Annotated in this window: 19 protein-coding genes; 11 read left to right on the forward strand and 8 right to left on the reverse strand. The window is 60.8% G+C overall.

The annotated features are described in order from the left end of the window. The first annotated feature begins 415 nt into the window (after positions 1-415). The 3 genes from DK391_RS25060 (at position 416) to DK391_RS25070 (ending at position 3697) form a co-directional block, all read left to right on the forward strand. Positions 416-1885, forward strand: a complete 1470-nt coding sequence (locus tag DK391_RS25060; RefSeq protein ID WP_109480699.1) for an NCS1 family nucleobase:cation symporter-1 — start codon at positions 416-418, stop codon at positions 1883-1885. 227 nt (positions 1886-2112) lie between these two features. After that, positions 2113-3039 (forward strand): LysR family transcriptional regulator, encoded by a 927-nt coding sequence (locus tag DK391_RS25065; RefSeq protein WP_109480730.1) that lies wholly within the window; start codon positions 2113-2115, stop codon positions 3037-3039. 94 nt (positions 3040-3133) lie between these two features. Beyond that, positions 3134-3697 (forward strand): Rrf2 family transcriptional regulator, encoded by a 564-nt coding sequence (locus tag DK391_RS25070; RefSeq protein WP_109480700.1) that lies wholly within the window; start codon positions 3134-3136, stop codon positions 3695-3697. Positions 3698-3781: 84 nt separating this feature from the next. Here the strand turns inward: DK391_RS25070 and DK391_RS25075 are convergent, their stop codons facing one another. From DK391_RS25075 to DK391_RS25085, 3 genes are all read right to left on the reverse strand, one after another. Beyond that, on the reverse strand, positions 3782-4453 hold the full coding sequence (locus tag DK391_RS25075) for an NAD(P)H-dependent oxidoreductase (RefSeq protein ID WP_109480701.1): 672 nt from the start codon (positions 4451-4453) through the stop codon (positions 3782-3784). Positions 4454-4981: 528 nt separating this feature from the next. After that, positions 4982-5365, reverse strand: coding sequence for a DUF3331 domain-containing protein (locus DK391_RS25080; protein WP_239482940.1), 384 nt, complete (start codon positions 5363-5365; stop codon positions 4982-4984). Between the two features lie 395 nt (positions 5366-5760). Further along, the gene (locus tag DK391_RS25085) at positions 5761-6192 is read right to left on the reverse strand and encodes a cupin domain-containing protein (protein WP_109480703.1); all 432 of its coding nucleotides are present in this window, start codon (positions 6190-6192) and stop codon (positions 5761-5763) included. A gap of 329 nt (positions 6193-6521) precedes the next feature. On the opposite strand from DK391_RS25085, the gene DK391_RS25090 reads away from it, so the two are divergent. Both DK391_RS25090 and DK391_RS25095 read left to right on the forward strand, forming a co-directional pair. Continuing rightward, positions 6522-7739 (forward strand): YbfB/YjiJ family MFS transporter, encoded by a 1218-nt coding sequence (locus DK391_RS25090; protein ID WP_109480704.1) that lies wholly within the window; start codon positions 6522-6524, stop codon positions 7737-7739. Between the two features lie 218 nt (positions 7740-7957). Then, positions 7958-8443, forward strand: a complete 486-nt coding sequence (locus tag DK391_RS25095; RefSeq protein ID WP_239482941.1) for a hypothetical protein — start codon at positions 7958-7960, stop codon at positions 8441-8443. A gap of 32 nt (positions 8444-8475) precedes the next feature. Here the strand turns inward: DK391_RS25095 and DK391_RS25100 are convergent, their stop codons facing one another. Further along, entirely contained in the window at positions 8476-9369 is an 894-nt protein-coding gene (locus DK391_RS25100; protein ID WP_109480705.1) for a LysR family transcriptional regulator, read from the reverse strand. Between the two features lie 90 nt (positions 9370-9459). Between DK391_RS25100 and DK391_RS25105 the strand changes: the two genes are divergently transcribed. From DK391_RS25105 to catC, 3 genes are all read left to right on the forward strand, one after another. Continuing rightward, the gene (locus tag DK391_RS25105) at positions 9460-10617 is read left to right on the forward strand and encodes a muconate/chloromuconate family cycloisomerase (protein ID WP_109480706.1); all 1158 of its coding nucleotides are present in this window, start codon (positions 9460-9462) and stop codon (positions 10615-10617) included. A gap of 79 nt (positions 10618-10696) precedes the next feature. Beyond that, positions 10697-11599: a catechol 1,2-dioxygenase gene (gene catA / locus DK391_RS25110; RefSeq protein WP_109480707.1), complete on the forward strand. Its 903-nt coding sequence runs from the start codon at positions 10697-10699 to the stop codon at positions 11597-11599. Between the two features lie 83 nt (positions 11600-11682). Further along, positions 11683-11973 carry a muconolactone Delta-isomerase gene (catC, locus tag DK391_RS25115; protein WP_109480708.1) on the forward strand — a complete coding sequence of 97 codons (291 nt, stop codon included), beginning with the start codon at positions 11683-11685 and terminating at the stop codon, positions 11971-11973. Positions 11974-12087: 114 nt separating this feature from the next. Here the strand turns inward: catC and hmpA are convergent, their stop codons facing one another. Beyond that, a complete protein-coding gene (hmpA, locus tag DK391_RS25120; RefSeq protein ID WP_109480709.1) occupies positions 12088-13269 on the reverse strand; it encodes an NO-inducible flavohemoprotein in 1182 nt (393 codons plus the stop codon). Positions 13270-13400: 131 nt separating this feature from the next. Between hmpA and norR the strand changes: the two genes are divergently transcribed. Further along, positions 13401-14999, forward strand: coding sequence for a nitric oxide reductase transcriptional regulator NorR (gene norR / locus DK391_RS25125; protein WP_109480710.1), 1599 nt, complete (start codon positions 13401-13403; stop codon positions 14997-14999). A gap of 714 nt (positions 15000-15713) precedes the next feature. Here norR and DK391_RS25135 read toward each other — a convergent pair. Together DK391_RS25135 and DK391_RS25140 are read right to left on the reverse strand one after the other, a co-directional pair. Then, complete coding sequence (locus DK391_RS25135) at positions 15714-16244, reverse strand: chromate transporter (protein ID WP_109480711.1); 531 nt, start codon at positions 16242-16244, stop codon at positions 15714-15716. Then, entirely contained in the window at positions 16241-16849 is a 609-nt protein-coding gene (locus DK391_RS25140) for a chromate transporter (RefSeq protein ID WP_109480712.1), read from the reverse strand. Before DK391_RS25140 ends, DK391_RS25135 begins: the two co-directional genes overlap by 4 nt. Before the next feature lie 99 nt (positions 16850-16948). Between DK391_RS25140 and DK391_RS25145 the strand changes: the two genes are divergently transcribed. Continuing rightward, positions 16949-17878 carry a transcriptional regulator GcvA gene (locus tag DK391_RS25145; RefSeq protein ID WP_109480713.1) on the forward strand — a complete coding sequence of 310 codons (930 nt, stop codon included), beginning with the start codon at positions 16949-16951 and terminating at the stop codon, positions 17876-17878. A 74-nt stretch (positions 17879-17952) separates the two neighbouring features. On the opposite strand, the gene DK391_RS25150 is transcribed toward DK391_RS25145, so the two are convergent. Continuing rightward, positions 17953-18693, reverse strand: a complete 741-nt coding sequence (locus DK391_RS25150) for a TIGR00730 family Rossman fold protein (RefSeq protein WP_109480714.1) — start codon at positions 18691-18693, stop codon at positions 17953-17955. A 1-nt stretch (position 18694) separates the two neighbouring features. Here DK391_RS25150 and polA point away from each other — a divergent pair, with 1 nt between their 5' ends. Next, a complete protein-coding gene (gene polA / locus DK391_RS25155) occupies positions 18695-21436 on the forward strand; it encodes a DNA polymerase I (protein WP_109480715.1) in 2742 nt (913 codons plus the stop codon). Positions 21437-21617 lie beyond the last annotated feature (181 nt).

Below are 21617 nucleotides of genomic sequence, written 5' to 3' on the forward strand. Positions count from 1 at the left end.
CGTGCAAACAGGAAGCCTCTCCACCCCGTTCGCCGGTATATTCTTCACATGCTTCCCTGCCCGCAACGATGCGCGGATTACCCTCCGCCAACGGGCGCTGCGCCGTTCGCGAGACGGCGCCGGCAGGGGCGGTCAGCGGCGAAATCCACGCCGTGCGACGCGTTCACCGGTCACGGAAGCATGCATCTCTTCTCCTCCCCTCCGTTTGCCCGCCACTCCATCGATGCCCGCATTTTTGACGGTATCGACAGCCGCTTTTATTACTAAAACAATCTATATTGCAGAAACAAGACCCTTCGTCGCGAATCGCGATTCCCATCGGGCTTTGTTGTAGACCGTGCCTGCGCGCTACGCCGCATCGTCAGGTCATGGCGGTCTTTGACAGACGGCCATGCTTCAACCATCAGGGGGAGCCATGTCTACGTCACCGCTTTTCGATGCGCCGCACGGGCTGGGCGATGTCACCGAAGAAGTCGATTCCCGTCTCCACAACCACGATCTCGCCCCTGTGCCACATGCGCGCCGCACGTGGACGGGCTATAGCATCTTCGCGATGTGGATGTCGGACGTGCATAGCGTGGGCGGCTACACCTTTGCGGCGAGCCTGTTTCTGCTCGGCATTTCGGGCTGGCAGGTGCTGCTCGCGCTGACGGTAGGCATTCTCATCGTCTACGTGCTGATGAACTGGGTCGGCAAACCCAGCTATATGCACGGCATTCCGTTCCCGGTGATGGCGCGCGTGAGTATGGGTGTGATGGGCGCGAACCTCGCTGCCGTGATTCGCGGCGTGGTCGGCATCGTCTGGTACGGGGTGCAAACTTACTTCGCATCCAAAGCAGTGGCGACTCTGCTGCTTTTGTTCGTGCCCGCGTCCGCAGCGTTGCATGGCGTCAGTTTTCTGAAGCTCGATGGCCTTGGCTGGGTGAGCTTCCTGTTCATGTGGATCTTCCAGCTGATCATCTTCCAGCGCGGCATGGAGACGATCCGCAAGTTCATCGACTTTTGCGGTCCGGCCGTGTATGTGGTGATGTTCGCGCTGATGGCGTGGATACTCTCGCAAGCGGGGCTTGGCAGTCTGAGCATGACGCTTGGCGGCAAAACACTAACGGGCCAGCAGCAACTCGCGGGCATGGGCAGTGCCGTGCTGCTGGTGGTCAGCTATTTCGCTGCATTGCTACTTAACTTTGGCGACTTCTCGCGCTTCGCCAAAAGCGAGCAGCAAATGAAAGTGGGCAATTTTCTGGGTCTGCCTGTCAACTTCATCGTGTTCGCGATCATCACGGTGATCGTCACGTCGGGCAGCGCGACGGTGTTCGGTTCGATGATCATGGACCCGGTGGCGATCGTCGCGCATATCCAGAACAAGGTGGCGGTAGTCATCGGCAGCCTCACCTTTATCGTGGCGACAATGGGCATCAATATCGTTGCCAATTTCGTGTCCCCCGCTTATGACATCGCGAATCTTTTCCCGAAACATGTCGATTTCAAACGCGGCGGACTGATCGCTTCGATCCTCGCGGTCGTGGTGTGCCCGTGGATATTCGTCGATAGTCCCAAGGCCATTACGATTTTCGTCAGCGTGTTCGGCGCAGTGCTCGCACCGCTCTATGGCGTGATGATGGCCGACTTCTATCTGATCAAGAAGCAGCAGGTGCAGACGTCCGAGCTCTACACCATGGCCTCGACGGGGCGCTTCTACTACGACGGCGGCTGGAACAAGGGTGGCGTGGCGGCGCTCTTGCTGTCCGGCGTGATCTCGATCGGCTGGGAATTGTGCACGCAACTACTGCATCTCTTGCCTGAGAACAACTTTGGCTGGCTGATCGGGGCCGTGGCAGGCGCGGTGCTGTACGTCGTCATGATGCGGCTGGCGCGCAGAACCTGAAGCGTCTTCGCCTTAGCACGAATGATCCTGCAAAGGCGTTATGGACCGAATAAAACGCTAGTTTGTCTTTAGAGGCCGATCGAAGTATTCGATACTCAGGAGTCGATTCGCGACGTGCCATTGCACGCCCGGCTTCTTCATGTGTCCGCATATTGGAATGCATGACGCAGCGGGGCACGCGGATCGCGACCACTCCATACCGCTACGACTTTCGAACGGACACGAAGATGGACCGGCTTGACGCGTTAAGGCTGTTTGTCGAAATCGCTGAAGCCGGGAGCTTTTCCGCGGCTGCGCGAAAGAGTACCGTCTCGACCTCGACGGTCACGCTTGCGTTGCAAAAGCTCGAAGAGGAAGTCGGCGCGCGCCTCATCATGCGTACGACCCGACGCCTTGCCTTTACACACGAAGGACAACGCTTTCTCGATGACGCACGCCGCGTGCTCGCCGACTGGGATTCCGCGATTCTGAGCCTGCGCGAAGATGGCCCGTTGAACGGACCTATCCGCCTGACGGCGAGCAACGATTTCGGCCGTACACGCGTCGTTCCTCTGCTCGACAAGTTCATGAGCCTGCATCCTCAAGTGCAGGTGTCGGTGCTGCTGACGGATGGCGTAGTCGATCTCGTCGATCAACATCTCGATCTCGCGCTGCGTAATGGGCCGCTGATCGATTCGCGGCTCAAGGCGAGACTGCTGCTGACAGGGCCGCGCGTGGTGTGCGCTGCGCCATCGTACTGGGCGACGCACGGCAAGCCGATGCATCCGTCGCAACTGTCTTCGCACAACTGTCTGATACTCGAGCGGCCCGATGCGCCTTTCACGAACTGGCCGTTCGTGGTGGACGGCAAGCAGATTGCCGTCAGGGTCTCGGGCAACCGCGTGGCGAGCGACGGCAGCGTGCTGCGCGAATGGGCCGTCAATGGTTATGGCGTGATATTGAAGAACCGCTGGGATATCTATCACGAGCTATTGTCGGGCAGGCTCGAAACGGCGCTCGATTCGTTTATCGGCGAACGCGTCGATCTGTTCGCCGTCTACGCGGGTGCCGTGCCGAGTAGGCGGGTGGGCACGCTGATCGATTTCATCGCGCGTGAGCTTTCCGTCGACGATTCGCTCGAACTGCACCCACTGGACAGTCTGCGTCCGCTTTAGCGTCTGCTGCGATTGTTCAGACCTGAAAGCCGTGCGCTTGCACCCGTCCGCAAAAGCAGGTAGCCTAACTCCGATTGTATTTGTCGGAGTGGATATGTCTCACATCAGCGCAGGCGTCGAATACGGCTTGCATTGCCTGCTTTTCCTGACGGAAGCCGCGCCGGGCGGCGTGTCCGAGGCGAGCGTGCGCGATCTGGCGGAGCTGCAAGGCGTGCCGGCCGATTTCGTCGCGAAACTGTTTACCAAATTGCACAAGGCGGGGCTGGTCATTGCAACGGAAGGCGCGAAGGGTGGCTTTGCGCTCGCGCGCCCGGCGAACCAGATTTCGGTGCTCGACGTGGTATCGGCAATCGACGGCGACAAGGCGCTGTTCGAATGCCGCGAAGTGCGCGGACGCTGCGCAGTCTTCGGCGAGACCGCGCCTACCTGGGCAACCAGCGGCGTCTGCTCGATCCACGCGGTGATGCAGAACGCCGAGAAACGCATGCGCGAGGCGCTGGCGTCGCAGTCGCTCGAAGATCTGGCGGTACGCACGTCGGCCAAGGCACCGCGCACGTATGGGCCGCAAGTGGTGAAGTGGCTGGACGGCCGGGCGACGGGCCGGCGGCGCGAGCGCACGGGCGCTCGCGGCGGTTCGACTCCCGGCGCCCGTTCCTGACAGTACTCGCCGCCTGAACGACAAAGGCCGCGGCCCTCGAGGGCTGCGGCCTTTTGTCATTGGGCGCTTTGTACTGACGATTGATTACACCGTCTCGGCCTGCGTGCTGTCGGCGCGCTCCCGTTCCCATGCGGCCCACGCAGAGGCCACGTCCGCCAGTTCGGCGTGGGCGCGTTTGAGCGCGTCGTTACGGGCTTCCTGATCCGAGAACTGCAGCGGCTGTGCATCGACGAACTGCGGCGCGTCGACCCCAATGAAACCAAATGCGGCCTTGAGCGCCGGCGTCAGCGCATCCATCGACGAAAACACGTTGCCGGGGCGCAAATCGGCGCCGCGCGTCGTGATGAACAACACCTTCTGACGGCTCAACTGACCGACGATGTTGCCTTCGGCGTCCATCTTGTAGGTGATGCCGGGGCGCGTGACCGTGTCGATGAACGCCTTGAATGCCGAGGGCATCGACCAGTTGTACATGGGCATGGCGAACACCAGTGCATCGGCTTCGAGCAGGCGCTGGCACAGCGCGTCGGACGGCGCGAGGGTGGCGCGCATGGCATCGGTGCGCTCGTGTTCCTGATGGTAAGTCGCGATGGCGAAGGCTTCGGTGACGTGCGGCGGCGTATCGACAGTGACGTCCAGATAATCGACTTCGACGTCCACGCCTTCGGCGCGCAGGTTGTCAATGAACTGGCGCGACAACGCGCGAGAGTTGGAGCGTTCGCGCTTGGCGCTCGAATCGACGTGGAAGATCTTCATGGGGTTTCTCCAGTAACTGCGATCAAAGTTATCGTAGTTGTGAGGATAGACAATTTGCGCATGCTCTGCAACCGAGGGGACATGCATGCTTCGGCGCCTCGACGGGTACGGATGCGTCGTAGGAAAGGGCTGCGAGGCTTATGCAGCGGGGCCTGGCGCGGCTGGCGGCGCAGACGGCAGGTCGATTTGGCAAAAACGTGGGATTCAGTATTTCGTCTGCGAGCATGCGGTTGCAATGTCGCACACCACGGTCGCAACGGAGGTGACACCCGCGCACGGCGGTATGACCGCTTGCGCTGCGGCTAGCAGCAGAGAAAAGTCATGCGTATGACAAAGGCACGCAAATCGTGTGAGTTTCGCGTGAAAGATAGCTGCGGTACTGGCTTGCAACGAATGTTGCCGCATGAAGCGTACGCATGCTTCAACTACGCGCAGCACCAATATGTGGAAGCGCCGAAGCCTCGCGGCCTGTGGCGCTTAAGGTTTGTTCAGGCTTAACGGCACGCACTTAAGACCGTGCGTGCGAATCTAGTCGAGCATGATTGCGCTGGGGCAGGACGGTACGGCAGAGGCAAGAATCATCCGGTCGCGATTGGCCGGGAAGTAGCTTTCGCAAGCCCGCGGACGGAATACGGGATCGCCGCGCCGGATCGGCATGCCTGTCAGCACGCAGAACGAGTCCATGCGTGCGAGCCCGATACGCCACACCTGATCGGCATAGTGGCCGGAGCGTGGGTCGCTCCAGCAGACGCTCAATGTCTTCGATGACAATTGTTCGAGGATCGAGATATGAGCGGGCGGCGGCTCGACCTCGACTGGCTCGAGTGCTTCGGGCGGCGGCCGCTTGGTCATGCGGAATTTTTTCTTTGGACCGTATTGTGCTTTCTTGATCGAGTCAATGGGCGTGGGCATCAGGACGCCTACCAATGCGCGTCTGACGATATCTTCTTCAACCGGACGAGTCATCATTCACCTCCGTCACAGAGTTTGGCGGGCGGCACGCTCTGAGGCGGCCGAGGTGCTGCTGCTGACGTCAACAGTGTTGTACGGTGTGGCTCGCAAGGCAGATCAGCGACTTGCCTGCATGGCGCGCAGCAATGCGCGAAATCGATTCCCGACATCGACGCGCCGTGACTCCATATTGGACGTTCAGGCGGCCATACAGCAAGTTAAGCGTTGTTAACCGGAAAGTGCAACGTAATAGTTTCTGCTTCAGGTGCCTGAAAGCTTTAAGCCCTCAACGACGCGCATGAGGTCATGCATGCGCGCCTGTCGAGGATGAACTTCCGTTTAAACATGTATTGCGCTTACTTCTTGTCCCACGTGACAAGATCTTTATCGTTGTCATCTGCGACAAAGATGGCGAGCAGCTTGGCGGGCTTGGTTTTGCTCGCATTCTCGCTAACCATGTGGTGCACACCGGGTGCTTCCGTCCAGCTTTCGCCTGCGTGATAGACGCGCTCTTCGCCGTCGTCGACCTTGCTTCGGATCTCGCCCTGAAGCACGTAACCCACTACGAACGCCTGGCCATGACGATGGGAGGGCGACACGCCGCCCGGCTTGTAATCGACGATGATGGCCGTCATCGTCTTGCCCGGCACGTTTGCAATGGCCGTCTGAAAGGCCGGGCTGATGTGCTCGCGCGGCCCGTCGACGCCATGCGCGTGCGCGGCATGCGGCGCCGTCAGTGCGATGCAGGCTGCGGCTGTGGAAGCAAGAACGGTCTGAACGAATTTCACTTTAACTCTCCGATAGATAAACGGTTTGATGCCACGCTGCAAGCGCCGCGAGGCAGTGGCATTCGCACGAATGTACGGCGCCGCGAATGCCTTTTTAACTGCGACTACTAAAGTCGTAGTTCGAAGAGTAAACGCTTTTTTGACTCCTTGCAACGAAACGCGCGTTCGCTTCGCGTGCCATTTCCATTCCGCCGATATGGATTCTTGCCATCTTTATCATGTGTGTCTAGAATCCGCAAAACTTGACATGCGTGTCAAAAATAGCGGGCAAATACCCCGCGTATGACAAACTGCCGCGCGTGGCGCGGCTTCGAGCGGAACTTCAAATCATGTCCACTGACGCATCACTCTCCCACACGGCCGTTCGCGGCCGGGCCGCCGTGTGGCGGCACATCTTTGCGGGATTCAGCGCGAGCCTTGTCGGCATCGGGCTGGCGCGCTTCGCCTATACGCCACTGATTCCACCGCTGATCCAGGCGCACTGGTTCGCGGCATCGGACGTGGTGTATCTGGGTGCGGCCAATCTCGCCGGATATTTGCTGGGCGCGCTGCTTGGCCGTCCGGTGGCGCATCGTCTGACGAACACGCACACCTTGCGCGCGATGATGGTGCTGGTCACGCTCGCGTTTCTCGCCTGTGCGTTCCCTGTGTCCGTTGCGTGGTTCTTCGTTTGGCGCCTGCTGTCCGGGGTGGCGGGCGGAATGATCATGGTGCTGGTCGCCGCGACCGTGCTGCCGCACGTGCCGCCGGAGCGCAAGGGACTCGCGAGCGGTGCGATTTTCCTCGGGCTTGGCGTGGGCATTGCGGCATCGGGGACGATCGTTCCGCTGCTGCTGAATCTGGGTTTGCGCAATACATGGATTGGCATTGCCATGCTGTCGGCTGCATTGACGCTGGCTACGTGGTCGGGCTGGCCGCCTGCTTCGAGAGCGCATGTGCAGCCGGCGCACACGCCTTCGGCTGCGACAGCGGACAACGCATCGACGATTCGCCTGCTCTATGCCGAGTACGCGTTGATGGCGCTCGGTCTCGTGCCCACGATGGTTTTCCTTGTCGACTTCATTGCGCGTGGACTGGGTGCGGGTGCGCACGTCGGCGCGGCATATTGGATTTTGTATGGTGCAGGCGCCATTTTCGGTGCGCCTGTATATGGTTTCGTGGCTGATCGCTTCGGCGGACGCTTTGCCATCCGCGTGCTGTCACTGCTGCAAGTGGCCGCGGTGGCCGCATTGGCGCTGTCGAGCAACGAGATCGTGATCGGCATGCTGACACTCGTGATCGGCAGCTTCCCACCTGGTATCGTGCCGATGATGCTTGCGCGCGTGCATGAAGTCGTACCAAACGATCACGTCAGGCAGCACAAGATCTGGAGCCGCGCCACGACGACCTTTGCGGCTGCGCAGGCTATTGCGGGTTACACCTATTCGGCGCTGTTCAACACGAGTGGCGGCAGCCACCGTTTGCTCTTCGCAATTGGCGCTGTGGCGATTGCGTTTGTCATCGTGGTCGACTATGTCGCACCGTTATTTACACGTGATCGCGCATAGCAGCAGTGCATTAAATGGCGGCAAGATGGCAGCGCGATGACGGCGCTGCCATTGCATAAAAAGCCTATGCAGAGAGATCGTTTAAGAAGCGTGAGGAAGCCCTTTACGTTAACAAGGATTAACTTCCGTTAGTGCTTTTGGCGGCCGACAATTTGCCTGTCCGTTTTCGTAATGACGTGCGTCTATTGACGCGGAGGGCTTCGAACGTGAAGGCAGGTTTGGACCAATCGTTTCAGAACGCCCGTGATGGCGTTGAATCGATTCGTCCTGAGTTCATGTCGTTGCCTGCGCTGCAGCGCAGCGGCGTGCGGCTCTCGCTGGTGCCGCGTTTGTTGATTCTCGGCGTGTGCGGCTGGTCGCTGATCGAAATGCCTGCAGAATTCGATCCCGCTGCCGGCGAACTGGGCGTTGCGGCGCTCGCATTGGCGAAGATTGCATGGACGGGGAGTGGCAGCGCTGCCGCACGCGGCATCAGGCGCGCGCAATGGATCTTCTCGTTCTTGTGTGGACTCAGCCTTGTCGCGGTGGTGCCTGCTTTGCCGGTCGAGTTGAATGAGTCCGGCTGGATCTTTGCGCAATCGCTCGTTGAATGCGTGCTGAAGGCCGGGGCGCTTTTCGCTTTGGCGATTTCGCGGGCAACGCGGTCCGCCGATGCCAGCGTGGCACGCTGGCATGATGACGATGGCAGTGTTCAGCGTCCATGAGGTGTGTCCGGTGCTTCAGCAATGAACCGCACCTAAACCGTCAATGGCTTCTTGAACAGATCTCTTGCAATCGAACAGAACAGATCCGTAGTAGGACTCTGATCCTGCAGCCGCCGGCTCATGATGATCGGCGACGACACCTTGGTCGCCTCGATCGATCGATACACCACACCACGCGCCCGCAAGCCCCGCACGCTCTCGGGAACAAGACACACGCCCACCTGCGCGGCGACTAGCCCCAGAGCGGTCTGCAGTTCCCGCACCTCATGCACGGCAGCGGGCTCCACAGCATGATCGCGGAATGCTGAAAGTTGCTGATCGGCATAGCTGGGCCGCGGCGTGGACGGGTAGATAATCAACGTCTCTTTCGACAGCGCATCGAGCGTCAACTGCCCGACATCGGTAAGCGCATGCCCCGCAGGCAGCGCGGCTATCAGAGGCTCTTCAACCAGCACTTCGCGCGCGAGTTGCGATTCATCGAACCGTAACCGCCCGCAGCCCACATCGATACGCCCACCCTTCAGCGCACTGAGTTGCTCGATGGTGAACATCTCGATCAGCGAGATCTGGATGAGCGGCGCTGCTTCCCGAAACGCACGAATGACATCCGGCAACGGACCATACAGCGTAGAAGGCACGAAGCCGATCACGATACGTTCGGCCAGTTGCGCAAGGCGCCGGGTGAGCGGCAGCAGTTCATCGCTTTCTTCGAGCAGCCGCTTGGCCTGCACGTAAAAAACGCGTCCGGCTTCTGTCAGCTTGAGCGGGCGCGCGCCGCGTTCGAACAGCGCCAGCCCGACGGTGTCTTCGATTTGCTGGATCTGCCGCGACAGCGGCGGCTGCGTCATGTTCAGGCGCTCGGCGGCACGGGTGAAATTCCGTTCTTCAGCGACCGCTACGAAATAACGAAGTTGGCGCAGTTCCATCTATGCCCCGAAGGTATGGAAATAGACTCAATCGGTCTTGGACGGATTCCGGCGACGAGCCTAGTATCAGCACATCAGCAGGAGAGCCGTATGATACCAAGTCCCGTTCAGATTCAAGCTGTAGAGACCATTCTGGTCGATGTTCCGACGATTCGTCCGCACCGTTTGTCGGTCGCCACGATGAATTGCCAGACGCTCGTGCTAATCCGCATTCAATGCACGGATGGTATAGCGGGTTGGGGCGAAGCCACCACGATCGGCGGTCTCGCTTATGGCGAGGAAAGCCCCGAAAGCATCAAGACCAATATCGACACCTATTTCGCGCCGATGCTCAAAGGCATGGACGCGACCCGTCCTGGCCAGGCTATGGCGAAGCTGCGCGAATGCTTCCAGGGCAACCGCTTTGCGAAATGTGCAGTCGAAACCGCGCTGTTCGACGCACAGGGACAACGCGTCGGCGTGCCGCTGTCGGAACTCTTCGGCGGCCGTGTGACGGATTCCGTCGAAGTAGCGTGGACGCTCGCCAGCGGCGACACAGGCCGCGATATCGACGAAGCGCATGCGATGCTGGAAAAGAAGCGTCACCGCGTGTTCAAGCTGAAGATCGGCACGCGCGCACCGGCCGACGATATCGCGCACGTCGCGGCCATCAAGGCAGCCGTGGGCGAACGTGCGGAAGTGCGCGTCGACGTGAATCAGGCGTGGAGTCAGACGGAAGCGCTGTGGGCGAGCGAGCGCCTCGCCGACGCAGGCTGCAATCTGATCGAGCAGCCCATCGCTGCCGAAGACCGCCGCGGCCTCAAGCGCCTTACGCATCATTCGAAAGTGCCCATCATGGCCGACGAAGCGCTGCACGGTCCCACCGATGCATTCGATATTGCCAGCGAACACGCGGCCGATGTGTTCGCCATCAAGATCGCGCAATCGGGCGGTCTGACGGGCGCGGCGAGCGTGGCATCGATTGCGCTCGCGGCGGGCATCGACCTGTACGGCGGCACCATGCTGGAAGGCGCGCTCGGTACGATGGCTTCGGCGCAACTGTTCAGCACGTTCCGCGAACTGAAGTGGGGCACCGAGCTGTTCGGGCCGCTGCTTCTCACAGAAGAAATTCTCACCGAACCGCTGCGTTACGAGAACTTCTCGTTGCACTTGCCGCACGGCCCGGGACTCGGTATTCAACTCGACCTCGACAAGATCGGGAGACTGCGCCGCGATTCGAAGTACGGCGCGAGTGTGGTTAAAGCTTAGCTATGGCGGTGCTGAATCCGCAGCGCCCTAAGCACATTTGGCATCGTCATCAGTGATTGGACTAAAAGGAGACATCCCCATGAACATCGAAACCATCGACGCCCTGTTGAACAAGATCAACGCAAGCGCCACGCACGAAGGTCACGCCCGCACGAAGCAGGTGGTCAACCGCATCATTCGCGATCTGTTCATCACGATCGACGAGCTCGACGTGACGCCGAACGAGTTCTGGGCAGCCCTCAACTATCTCGGCGAAGCCGGTCAGAGCGGCGAACTGGGTCTGCTGGCTGCGGGCCTCGGCTTCGAGCATTTCCTCGACGTGCGCCTCGATGAAGCGGAAGCGAAGGCCGGTCTGCAAGGCGGCACGCCGCGCACGATCGAAGGCCCGCTGTACGTGGCGGGCGCGCCGGAATCGACGGGCCATGCACGCCTCGACAACGGCAACGAGCCGGGCGAAACGCTGGTGATGCGCGGCCGTGTACTCGACGAAGCCGGCAAGCCGGTGCAGGGCGCGCTGGTCGAAGTGTGGCACGCGAACCATCTGGGCAACTACTCGCACTTCGACAAGTCGCAAGCTGCGTTCAACCTGCGCCGCTCGATCCGTACCGACGAAAACGGCACATACAGTTTCCGCAGCGTGGTGCCGATCGGCTATAGCGTGCCGCCCGAAGGCAAGACGCAGCAACTGCTCGATCTGCTTGGCCGTCATGGCCACCGCCCGGCGCACATTCACTTCTTCGTGTCGGCGCCCGGCTTCCGCAAGCTGACGACGCAGATCAATATCGACGGCGATCCGTATCTGTGGGATGACTTCGCATTCGCGACTCGCGATGGCCTCGTGCCCGCCGTCAAGAAAGAAGAAGGTGCAACCGGCAAGCCGTATGGCATCGACGGACAGTTTGCGTTGATCGACTTCGACTTCAGTCTCGTCACGGAACGCACCAACGTGCCGACCAGCGAAGTGGAGCGCGTGCGCGCCTGATAAGCGCGGTGTTGCTAAAGTTTTGAAAGCGCGGCGAGTGGAATTGCGCCGCGCGATTGCATTGAATCTAAGGGAGTGCACTAATGCTATTTCACGTGAAGATGATCGTTAAGCTGCCGCCCGACATGCCCGTCGAGCGCGCCAACGAATTGAAGGCAAATGAAAAGGCGCTGGCGCAGCGCCTGCAAAAAGAAGGCATCTGGCGGCACCTGTGGCGCATTGCAGGTCTCTATGCCAACTACAGCGTGTTCGACGTGGAAAGCCCGGCGCAACTGAACGAGATCCTGATGCAGTTGCCGCTTTATCCGTATATGGAAGTGACGGTGGATGCAATGTGCCGTCATCCGTCGTCGATTCATGACGACGATCGCTAAACGCCTGCGCAAATAAAAAAGGAAGAGACGCGTAGCGCAGTCTCTTCCAAAGTACTACCAGGGTAGCGTCAACAGACAACAACAACGATAACTTCTACTGCGGGAATCGCTCGGTCAGTCGAGCGATGAAGCCGGGCCGAAGAATTCGAAACGGCTCTGCTTTTCCGGCACACCGATTGCCTTCAGATGATGCTTCACGGCCTTCATGAATGACTTGGGTCCGAGGAAGTACACATCGAGATCGCGCGTCGCCGGCAGCCATTCGATCAGACGTGCTGCGTCGATATAACCTTCTGCATGATGTGCGACGTCCTGCTGACGCGGCTTCTCATACACATAGAAGCGCTTGAGCTGCGGATTGTGCGCGGCGAGATCGTCGATGAACTCGCGGAACGCATGCACGCCGCCGTGTCGCGCCGCGTGAATGAAGTGGATCGGACGCGACGTTTGCAGTGCGGCGTGCAGCATGGCGAGCGTCGGTGTGATGCCCACGCCGCCGCTGATCAGCACGAGCGGCTTGTCGCTGTGTTCCAGCGTGAAATCGCCGGACGGCGTGAGCAGTTGCAGCGTCGCGCCTTCGTGCACCGAGTCGTGCAGATAATTCGAAGCCTTGCCATTCGGCTCGCGCTTCACGCTGATGCGATATTCGCGGCCATTCGACGCAGCCGACAGCGAATAGTTGCGGCGAATCTCTTCACCGTCCACCGTCAGCTTCAGGCCAATGTACTGGCCCGGATGAAATTCGAGCAGGTCGCCGCCATCGGCGGGACGCAGATAGAACGAGGTGATCTCGTCGCTTTCCTTGACCTTGCGCGCCACGACGAACGGACGCGTGCCGCGCCAGCCGCCCGTGGCCGTTTCCTTCTCGACATACACGTTTTCTTCGAGGCCGATCAGCAGATCGGCGAGTTGCTGATACGCAGCGCCCCACGCTGCGATGACGGCATCCGTGGCGATTTCCGCGCCGAGCACTTCGCGGATCGCGCGCAGCAGACATGCGCCGACGATCGGATAATGCTCGGGCAGAATGTTCAGCGCGACGTGCTTGTTGACGATTTGCGAAACCAGTCCGCCGAGTTGTTCCAGCTGATCGATGTGACGCGCGTACATCAGCACGGCATTGGCGAGCGCGCGCGGCTGATCGCCCGATTGCTGGTGCGCCTGGTTGAACAGCGGGCGCACACTCGGATACTCCGCCAGCATGGTCTTGTAGAAATGCGTGGTGAGCGCTTCGCCGCCGCTTTCGAGCAGCGGAACGGTTGCCTTGACGATTGCGCGATGTTCGGCTGACAGCATGACTTGTGTCCTCAGTGTTGGGTGAGTGGGTTATCGCCTGATTGCGGCGGGTTTCACACTGTCCTTATGCATCTACCGGGCCAGGTTTGAAATGTCATAAAATCAGTGGCTTAGAAACATTGGCTGTGAATATGACAAGGGTTAAATCGACTCCAATCGAAGTCAAATTGACTGCACCTGAGGTGCTCGACGCGCTGCTTCCGCTGGTCGAGGATCTGTCGCGCGACTTGCCGGAGCGCGAGCGCTATCGCCGTCTCCTGACGACGCTGCGTACGCTTTTTCCCGGCGATGCAGCGGCCCTGTTGCGTCTCGATGACGACACCCTCGTGCCGCTCGCCATTGATGGCCTGACGGGCGACACGCTGGGCCGCCGCTTCCGTGTGAGCGACCACCCGCGTTTCGCGGCGCTGCTGTCGAGCGAAGAGCCGACGCGCTTTCCCGCCGATTCCGATTTGCCCGACCCATACGATGGTCTCGTGCAGGGCGTGAGCGGCCATCTGGAAGTGCACGACTGCCTTGGTTGCCCGCTGCTGATCGGCGGCAGGCCGTGGGGTTTGCTGACACTCGATTCACTCGATCCGGCGCGTTTCGACAGCATCGACATGAACACGTTGCAGGCCTTTCTGAGCCTCGCAGCGGCGACGGTGAGCGTGGCCGAGCGCATCGATACGCTCGAGCGCAACACGGAAGAAGAGCGGCAGCGCGCCGAGGCGTATCGGCAGGCGAGCGGGCAGGGCAGCCGTGAGCTGATCGGCAGCAGCCCCGCGCATCAGCAACTGGTGAACGAAATCCGCGTGGTCGCGAATAGCGATCTGACCGTGCTCGTGACGGGTGAGACGGGTGTCGGCAAGGAACTGGTGGCGAATGCGATTCACGCGGGTTCGCCGCGCGTGCGCAAGCCGATGATCAGCCTGAACTGCGCGGCGCTGCCGGATACGCTGGTCGAAAGCGAACTGTTCGGCCATGTGCGCGGTGCGTTCTCGGGCGCCTCGTCGGACCGGCGCGGCAAGTTCGAACTCGCCGATGGCGGCACACTGTTTCTCGACGAAGTCGGCGAGTTGCCGCTTGGTGTGCAGGCCAAGCTGCTGCGCGTGCTGCAGAACGGGCAATTGCAGCGCATTGGCTCGGACAGCGAGCACAAGGTGGATGTGCGGCTCATCGCTGCGACCAATCGCGATCTTGCCGAGGAAGTGCGGGCGGGGCGTTTTCGGGCGGACCTGTATCACCGGTTGAGTGTGTATCCGCTGCGCGTGCCGCCGTTGCGCGAGCGTGGACGGGATGTGTTGCTGCTGGCGGGGTTTTTTCTCGAGGAGAATCGCGCGCGGCTTGGGTTGCTCAGTATTCGTCTGGGGCAGGATGCACAGACTGCGTTGCTCTCGTATCACTGGCCGGGCAATGTGCGTGAGCTTGAGCATATGATTGGGCGCAGCGCTTTCAAGGCTTTGTCGAGGCATCGTGAGCGACCGCGGATTCTCACGCTGACGGCGGCGGATCTCGGTATCTCGGTGGGGAGCGGCAATGAGTTGCCTGTTGTGGTGTCGGGGGCGGTTTCTGCTGGGGCTGATGAAGCGGGTGCTGCCGATTTTCGTAGTGCTGTGACGGCTTATGAGCGCATGCTGGTGAACGATGCTCTGGAACGGAATAATCACAATTGGGCCGCCGTCGCGCGCACGCTTGGGATGGATCGGGCGAATTTGAATCGGCTGGCGAAGAGGTTAGGGTTGAAGTGAGGGGTTTTTTTTGTTTGCGACGCTTTGGTTGTTGGTGGCATCCGCTTTTTGTTAGTGGTCTACTAGCGTTGCCCCTGTGCGGGGCGGCACCTACTTTTCTTTGCAGCGGCAAAGAAAAGTAGGCAAAAGAAAGCCGCTGAACACCGCCAATGCTAGTTTTTGCCTGCGGGCCCCCAACGGCCCCGTCCTGTTCGCGGCATCGATTCTCTCGATGCCCGCTGCCAGCGCTCTTTAAGGGCGCATCACCCGCTTCACACTCCCGCGTCTCAGCAAGCCTTACCAGTTCGGCCCAGGCCGCCCAGGTGGCAAACGGTGTGTTGGCCGTCGCGCCTTATACGCTCCACTCCGGACTGAAAAGCATGGGCGGTGTGTCTTGTAGGATCGCTCGCGTGCGAAGGACTACGCCCTACACACCGTTTGCCACCTGGGCTGCATATGCGAGTCGCTGCCGTTCGGGGCGCTACGGGTGATTGGAGTGGGGTAGGCGCTTATTCGAAGCGTGAGCAACGAGCATGAAGAAGGGAGATGCCGTGTGAGGGATAGGACCCGGTGGGGGCCCGCAGGCAATAACTAGCATTGGCGGTGTTAGCCCGCTTTCTTTTGCCTACTTTTCTTTGCGGCGGCAAAGAAAAGTAGGTGCCGCCCCGCACAGGGGCAACGCATGAAGAACCGATAACAAACCGCGGATGCCAACGACATACCAGGCCGACCACCCTACACATACGCCAACCCCACCATCCCCAAAACTGCACCGCCTCCCAGCAACCACAACGGATGAATCCGCGTCTTAAACGCGAGCACGGCGCACGCACCCGTGATCACCCATGCGAGCCAGGACGTATCCGACGACTGCGCAATCAACACCGCGCTCGCCGCGACGAGCCCCGCAGTCACGGGCACGAGACCCTTCTGCGCGACGCGCCGCCAGGGACGATCCTTGAAGCGGTTCCACGCATGCATCGCGAGTATCGTCACGATAGACGACGGCCCGAACTTCGCCAGCGACGTCACCAGCATCCCCGCCCAACCGGCCACATGCCAGCCCACCAGCGTCACGATCATCATGTTCGGTCCAGGCGCGGCCTGCGCGAGCGCGAACAGCGCACTGAACTCGCTGGCGGGCATCCAGTGATGCACTTCGACCACTTGCCGCTGCATTTCCGGCAGGATGGTATTGCCGCCGCCAAACGCCAGCAGCGATAGCTGGCTGAAGATCACAGCAAGCGCGATCAGCGTTTCCATCATTTCGACGCCTCTTTTTGTTGTTGCGCCAGGGCCGCCGCTTCGGCCTTCGCGACGCGCGACGCGATGAAGATACTGAGCGGCGTCAGCACGAGCATGGTCGGCAGCAGCGGGAAGCGCAGCACGGCTATTGCGATGAAGCCGAGCACGGTGATCACAGCGGCACGTGGATCGTGGCGTAACGGCATCAAAATCTTCACCGCCATCGCAACCAGCAAACCGGCCGCCGCTGCCGCCAGCCCGGCGAACAGATGCTTGATATGCGGATCGTTCTGCGTGTGCTCGTAGAGCACGCCGAGCGCGATCACGACCAGCGACGGCCCGGCGATCAGCCCGAGAATACCCGCCAGCGCGCCGCGCAAACCCCGAAACTTCATGCCGAGCGCTACCGACAGATTGATCACGTTGCCGCCCGGCAGGAACTGGCACAGACCAAGCAGATCGGTGAATTCCGCGGCCGTCAGCCAGCGGTGCCGGTCCACGATGGTGCGCCGCGCGAGCGGCAGCGCACCGCCGAACGAGGTCAGGCCCAGGCCCAGAAAGCCCATGAAGATTTCGCGCGTGGTCGGAGCGGGCACGTGCTCCGGCGCGTCGAGGTGCTGATCCATCGTTGTTCACCATCCAGTACAAGCGGTGAAGATTAGCGCTGTTTGCCGCCCGCGCAAAACGATTTCTCGGTCATTCTCTTGTGATCTAGAATCACAAGGATGAACCGCAAGCTTCCTCCTTTTCCGGCGCTGCGCGCCTTCGAAGCCGCCGCCCGGCATAACAGCTTCACGGCCGCCGCCGACGAACTCCATGTGACGCACGGTGCAATCAGCCGTCAGGTGGCGGCGTTCGAGGCGTGGGTCGGCGTGCAGGTGTTTCATCGCAACGGCAAGCGCGTGCGGCTGACGGAAGATGGCCGGCGCTATCTCGACAAGATACAGGCCGCGTTCGACAGCATTGCCGCCGCGACCGATCAGTTGCGCGATACCGGCGTCGTGCATGTGCTGCGCGTGAACGCGCTGCCCACCTTCGCGATGAAGTGGCTGTTGCCGCGTCTGTCGCAATTCCAGCGCATGGCGCCGAACGTCGAACTCAGGCTCGCGACATCGAATGCGCCTGTCGAGACGCTCGACACTTTCGACGTCGCCGTGCGGCGCGGCCCCGCGCATTGGCCCAATTGCGCGAGCGGGCAGTTCCTGGAGGAAAGCGAGATTCCCGTGTGCAGTCCCGCGCTGCTGCAACGCCTGCCTATCGATACCGCCGATGACCTCGCGCGCCATGTGCTGCTGTATTCGGATACGCGGCCGGACGCGTGGCATCACTGGCTACAGACGGCGGGCATCAAGGCGAAGTGCCGCAAGAAGCAGTCGTTCGACCACGTCTATATGGCATTGCAGGCGGCCGTCGATGGACTGGGCGTTGCGCTCGGCCCGATGCCGCTGCTCGAAGACGAACTGGTGTCGGGGCGGCTCGTGATGCCGCTGGAAGGGCCGCGCATCGCCGCGCGTGGTTACTGGTGGGTCGCGCGGCGCGAAGTCGCGAATGCGCCGCTGGTCGAGCAGTTCTGCCGCTGGCTCGAAGCACAGGCGAAGGAAACGCAGGAAGCGACCGCGCAAGAAAAAGCGCGTGGCAAAGCACGCGCTCGGTAGTACAGCCGCGGCCGTAGCGCGCATCACGGACGCAGCCTCTTCGGCCAGGTCCGCAATGCAATCGCGCTAGACGATCACAGATAGAACATCCGGTCTTCATCCGACTTCGGATGCTGTTCGGGTTCTTCGCGCTCTTCATAGAACGCCAGCACCGCTTCGAGCACCTGGTCGGGATCGTCGATGACCTGCATCAGGTTCATGTCGCCGGGATTGATGAGGCCCATCGGTACCAGCTGCGATTCGAACCAGCCGAGCAGGCCTTTCCAGAACTCCGCGCCGACCAGAATGATCGGCACATGACGCGACTTCTTGGTCTGGATCAGCGTGAGCACTTCGGCCAGTTCGTCGAGCGTGCCGAAGCCGCCCGGCATGACGATCACGGCGTCCGAGTTCTTCACGAACGTAACCTTGCGCGTGAAGAAGTGGCGGAAGCGCAGCGAGATGTCCTGCCACTGGTTGCCCGACTGCTCGTGCGGCAACTCGATGTTCAGGCCGACGGAAGGCGCCTTGCCCGCATGTGCGCCCTTGTTGGCCGCTTCCATGATGCCGGGGCCGCCGCCGGAGATGACGGCAAAGCCCGCATCGGACAGTTTGCGCGCGATCTGCGTGGCGAGTTTGTAGTACGGCGAGGCCGGCTTCAGACGCGCCGAACCATAGATGCTCACGGCCGGGCGGATCTCCGACAGGTACTCGGTCGCCTCGATAAACTCTGCCATAATCGTGAACATCTGCCACGATGCGCGGGCCTTCTTGGCTGTAGCGCGCTCTTGATCTGCGAGCGATCGCAGACTCGGAATCACTTTTCTCTTAGTCATAATGCCTGAAGAACAGAACCTGGAAGGTAAGACCCTGCTATTGGTTGACGGTTCGAGTTATCTGTACCGGGCCTACCATGCGATGCCTGATTTGCGCGGTCCCGATGGCGCACCCACAGGTGCACTGTACGGGATCATCAACATGCTGCGCCGTATGCGCAAGGAGGTTACGGCAGAGTATAGCGCGTGCGTGTTCGATGCCAAAGGCAAGACGTTTCGCGACGACTGGTATCCGGAGTACAAGGCCAACCGTCCGTCGATGCCGACCGATCTCTCGCAGCAGATCGAACCGATCCACGTGGCCGTGCGCGCGCTCGGCTGGCCGCTGCTGATGATCGAAGGCGTCGAAGCCGACGACGTGATCGGCACGCTGTCCAAGCGCGCCGAAGCGCGCGGCATGAACGTGATCGTATCCACTGGGGACAAGGATCTGGCGCAGCTCGTGACGGATCATGTCACCCTCATCAATACGATGACGAACGAGAAGCTCGATCGCGAAGGCGTGGTCGGCAAGTTCGGCGTGCCGCCCGAGCGCATCGTCGATTATCTGTCGCTGATCGGCGATACCGTCGACAACGTGCCCGGCGTCGAAAAGTGCGGACCGAAAACCGCGATCAAATGGCTCACGCAGTTTGAAACACTTGATGGCATCGTCGCACACGCCGATGAAATCAAAGGTGCGGTAGGAGACAATCTGCGCCGCGCGCTCGATTTCCTGCCGATGGCGCGCAAGCTCGTCACCGTCGAAACCGATTGCGATCTGCCCGGACACGTTCTCTCGTTCGAAGAGACGTTGCCGACACGTCCCGAATCGCGCGAAGAACTGCGCGACGTGTTCACGCGCAGCGGCTTCAAGACGTGGCTGCGTGAAGTGGAAGTCGCCGATGCAGTGGAAGGCCCGGAAACGGATGTGCCGCCCGCGCCGACCATCGAAGGCGAGCGCGAATACGACACGGTGCAGACGTGGGAACAGTTCGACGCGGGGTTCGACAAGATCAACGCTGCCGCCATCACGTCGTTCGATACGGAAACCACCTCGCTCGATCCGATGACGGCGCAGATCGTCGGCATTTCTATTTCCGTCGAAGCGGGCAAGGCTGCGTATATTCCCGTCGCGCATCGCGGGCCGGACGCGCCCGTGCAACTGCCGCGCGACGAAGTACTCGCGAAGCTCAAGCCGTGGCTCGAAAGCAAGGATAAAAAGAAGGTCGGCCAGCATCTGAAGTACGACGAACAGGTGCTCGCGAACTACGGCATCACGATGGACGGCATCGAGCACGACACGCTGTTGCAGTCGTACGTGCTCGAATCGCATCGCACGCACGATATGGACAGCCTCGCGCTGCGTCATCTCGGCCTGAAGACGATCAAGTACGAAGACGTCGCGGGCAAGGGTGCATCGCAGATCGGTTTCGACGAAGTGGCGCTCGAACAGGCATCCGAATACGCTGCCGAAGACGCGGACATCACGTTGCGTCTGCATCAGGCGCTGTATCCGCAGGTTGCTGCCGAAGTGCCGCTCGATCACGTGTATCGCACCATCGAATTGCCGACGTCGCGCGTGCTGCGCAAGATCGAACGCAACGGCGTGCTGATCGATACGGAAAAGCTGCGCGTGCAGAGCAACGAGATTGCGACGCGCCTGGTCGAACTCGAAAAGGAAGCCTACGAACTGGCAGGCGGCGAATTCAATCTGGGTTCGCCGAAGCAGATCGGGCAGATCTTCTTCGAGAAGCTCGAACTGCCCGTCATCAAGAAGACGCCGAGCGGCGCACCTTCCACTGACGAAGAGGTGCTGCAAAAGCTCGCCGAAGACTATCCGCTGCCGAAGACGATTCTCGAACATCGCGGGTTGTCGAAGCTCAAGTCGACCTACACCGACAAGCTGCCGCGCATGGTCAACGCCACTACCGGCCGCGTGCATACGAACTATGCGCAAGCTGTCGCGGTGACGGGGCGGCTTGCATCGAACGATCCGAATCTGCAGAACATTCCCGTGCGTACGGGCGAAGGCCGCCGCATTCGTGAGGCGTTCATCGCGCCGCCGGGCCACAAGCTGGTGTCGGCGGATTATTCGCAGATCGAACTGCGCATCATGGCGCATATCTCCGGCGATGAAGCATTGCTGCGCGCGTTCAAGCAGGGCGAAGACATTCACCGCGCCACGGCATCCGAAGTGTTCAGCGTGACGCCGCTCGAAGTGTCGAACGATCAGCGGCGCATTGCGAAGGTTATCAACTTCGGCCTGATCTACGGCATGAGTTCGTTCGGTCTTGCATCGAACCTCGGCATCACGCGCGATGCAGCCAAGCTCTATATCGACCGTTATTTCGCGCGTTATCCGGGCGTTGCCGCCTACATGGAGAACACGCGTACGAGCGCGAAGATGAAGGGCTACGTCGAAACCGTGTTCGGCCGCCGTCTGTGGCTGCCCGAGATCAACGGCGGCAACGGTCCGCGCCGTCAGGCAGCCGAGCGTGCCGCCATCAACGCGCCGATGCAGGGCACGGCCGCCGATCTGATCAAGATGTCGATGATCGCGGTGCAGGACTGGATCGAGACGTCGGGTATCCGTACGCGCATGATCATGCAGGTGCACGATGAACTGATTCTCGAAGTTCCCGACGACGAACTCTCCGATGTACGTAAGCGCCTGCCGGAATTGATGTGCGGCGTTGCGCAACTGAAGGTGCCGCTCGTCGCCGAAGTGGGCGCGGGCACGAACTGGGAGGAAGCGCACTGAGCGCTGCGCAGGCGCCACGGGCGGTCACGCTGACAGGCCAGTGAGGTTCATGCCACACTGGCACAGCATTGTTGCCTCCTCGGGTCAATGGGATAACGTCGCTCGCATGTCACGGTTCGGTTTTTAAGGACTTGTGGCGTATCCCGTTGCTCACCGACAATCGACAGAACGCGATTTAAAG

Source organism: Paraburkholderia sp. C35 (genome assembly GCF_003121405.1).
Taxonomy (GTDB): domain Bacteria; phylum Pseudomonadota; class Gammaproteobacteria; order Burkholderiales; family Burkholderiaceae; genus Paraburkholderia.

Coding starts and splice junctions, on each gene's coding strand:
- DK391_RS25060 (WP_109480699.1), top strand. CDS start 416: ATGTCTACGTCACCGCTTTTCGATGCGCCGCACGGGCTGGGCGATGTC.
- DK391_RS25065 (WP_109480730.1), top strand. CDS start 2,113: ATGGACCGGCTTGACGCGTTAAGGCTGTTTGTCGAAATCGCTGAAGCC.
- DK391_RS25070 (WP_109480700.1), top strand. CDS start 3,134: ATGTCTCACATCAGCGCAGGCGTCGAATACGGCTTGCATTGCCTGCTT.
- DK391_RS25075 (WP_109480701.1), bottom strand. CDS start 4,453: ATGAAGATCTTCCACGTCGATTCGAGCGCCAAGCGCGAACGCTCCAAC.
- DK391_RS25080 (WP_239482940.1), bottom strand. CDS start 5,365: ATGCCCACGCCCATTGACTCGATCAAGAAAGCACAATACGGTCCAAAG.
- DK391_RS25090 (WP_109480704.1), top strand. CDS start 6,522: ATGTCCACTGACGCATCACTCTCCCACACGGCCGTTCGCGGCCGGGCC.
- DK391_RS25100 (WP_109480705.1), bottom strand. CDS start 9,369: ATGGAACTGCGCCAACTTCGTTATTTCGTAGCGGTCGCTGAAGAACGG.
- DK391_RS25105 (WP_109480706.1), top strand. CDS start 9,460: ATGATACCAAGTCCCGTTCAGATTCAAGCTGTAGAGACCATTCTGGTC.
- catA (WP_109480707.1), top strand. CDS start 10,697: ATGAACATCGAAACCATCGACGCCCTGTTGAACAAGATCAACGCAAGC.
- catC (WP_109480708.1), top strand. CDS start 11,683: ATGCTATTTCACGTGAAGATGATCGTTAAGCTGCCGCCCGACATGCCC.
- hmpA (WP_109480709.1), bottom strand. CDS start 13,269: ATGCTGTCAGCCGAACATCGCGCAATCGTCAAGGCAACCGTTCCGCTG.
- norR (WP_109480710.1), top strand. CDS start 13,401: ATGACAAGGGTTAAATCGACTCCAATCGAAGTCAAATTGACTGCACCT.
- DK391_RS25135 (WP_109480711.1), bottom strand. CDS start 16,244: ATGATGGAAACGCTGATCGCGCTTGCTGTGATCTTCAGCCAGCTATCG.
- DK391_RS25140 (WP_109480712.1), bottom strand. CDS start 16,849: ATGGATCAGCACCTCGACGCGCCGGAGCACGTGCCCGCTCCGACCACG.
- DK391_RS25145 (WP_109480713.1), top strand. CDS start 16,949: ATGAACCGCAAGCTTCCTCCTTTTCCGGCGCTGCGCGCCTTCGAAGCC.
- DK391_RS25150 (WP_109480714.1), bottom strand. CDS start 18,693: ATGACTAAGAGAAAAGTGATTCCGAGTCTGCGATCGCTCGCAGATCAA.
- polA (WP_109480715.1), top strand. CDS start 18,695: ATGCCTGAAGAACAGAACCTGGAAGGTAAGACCCTGCTATTGGTTGAC.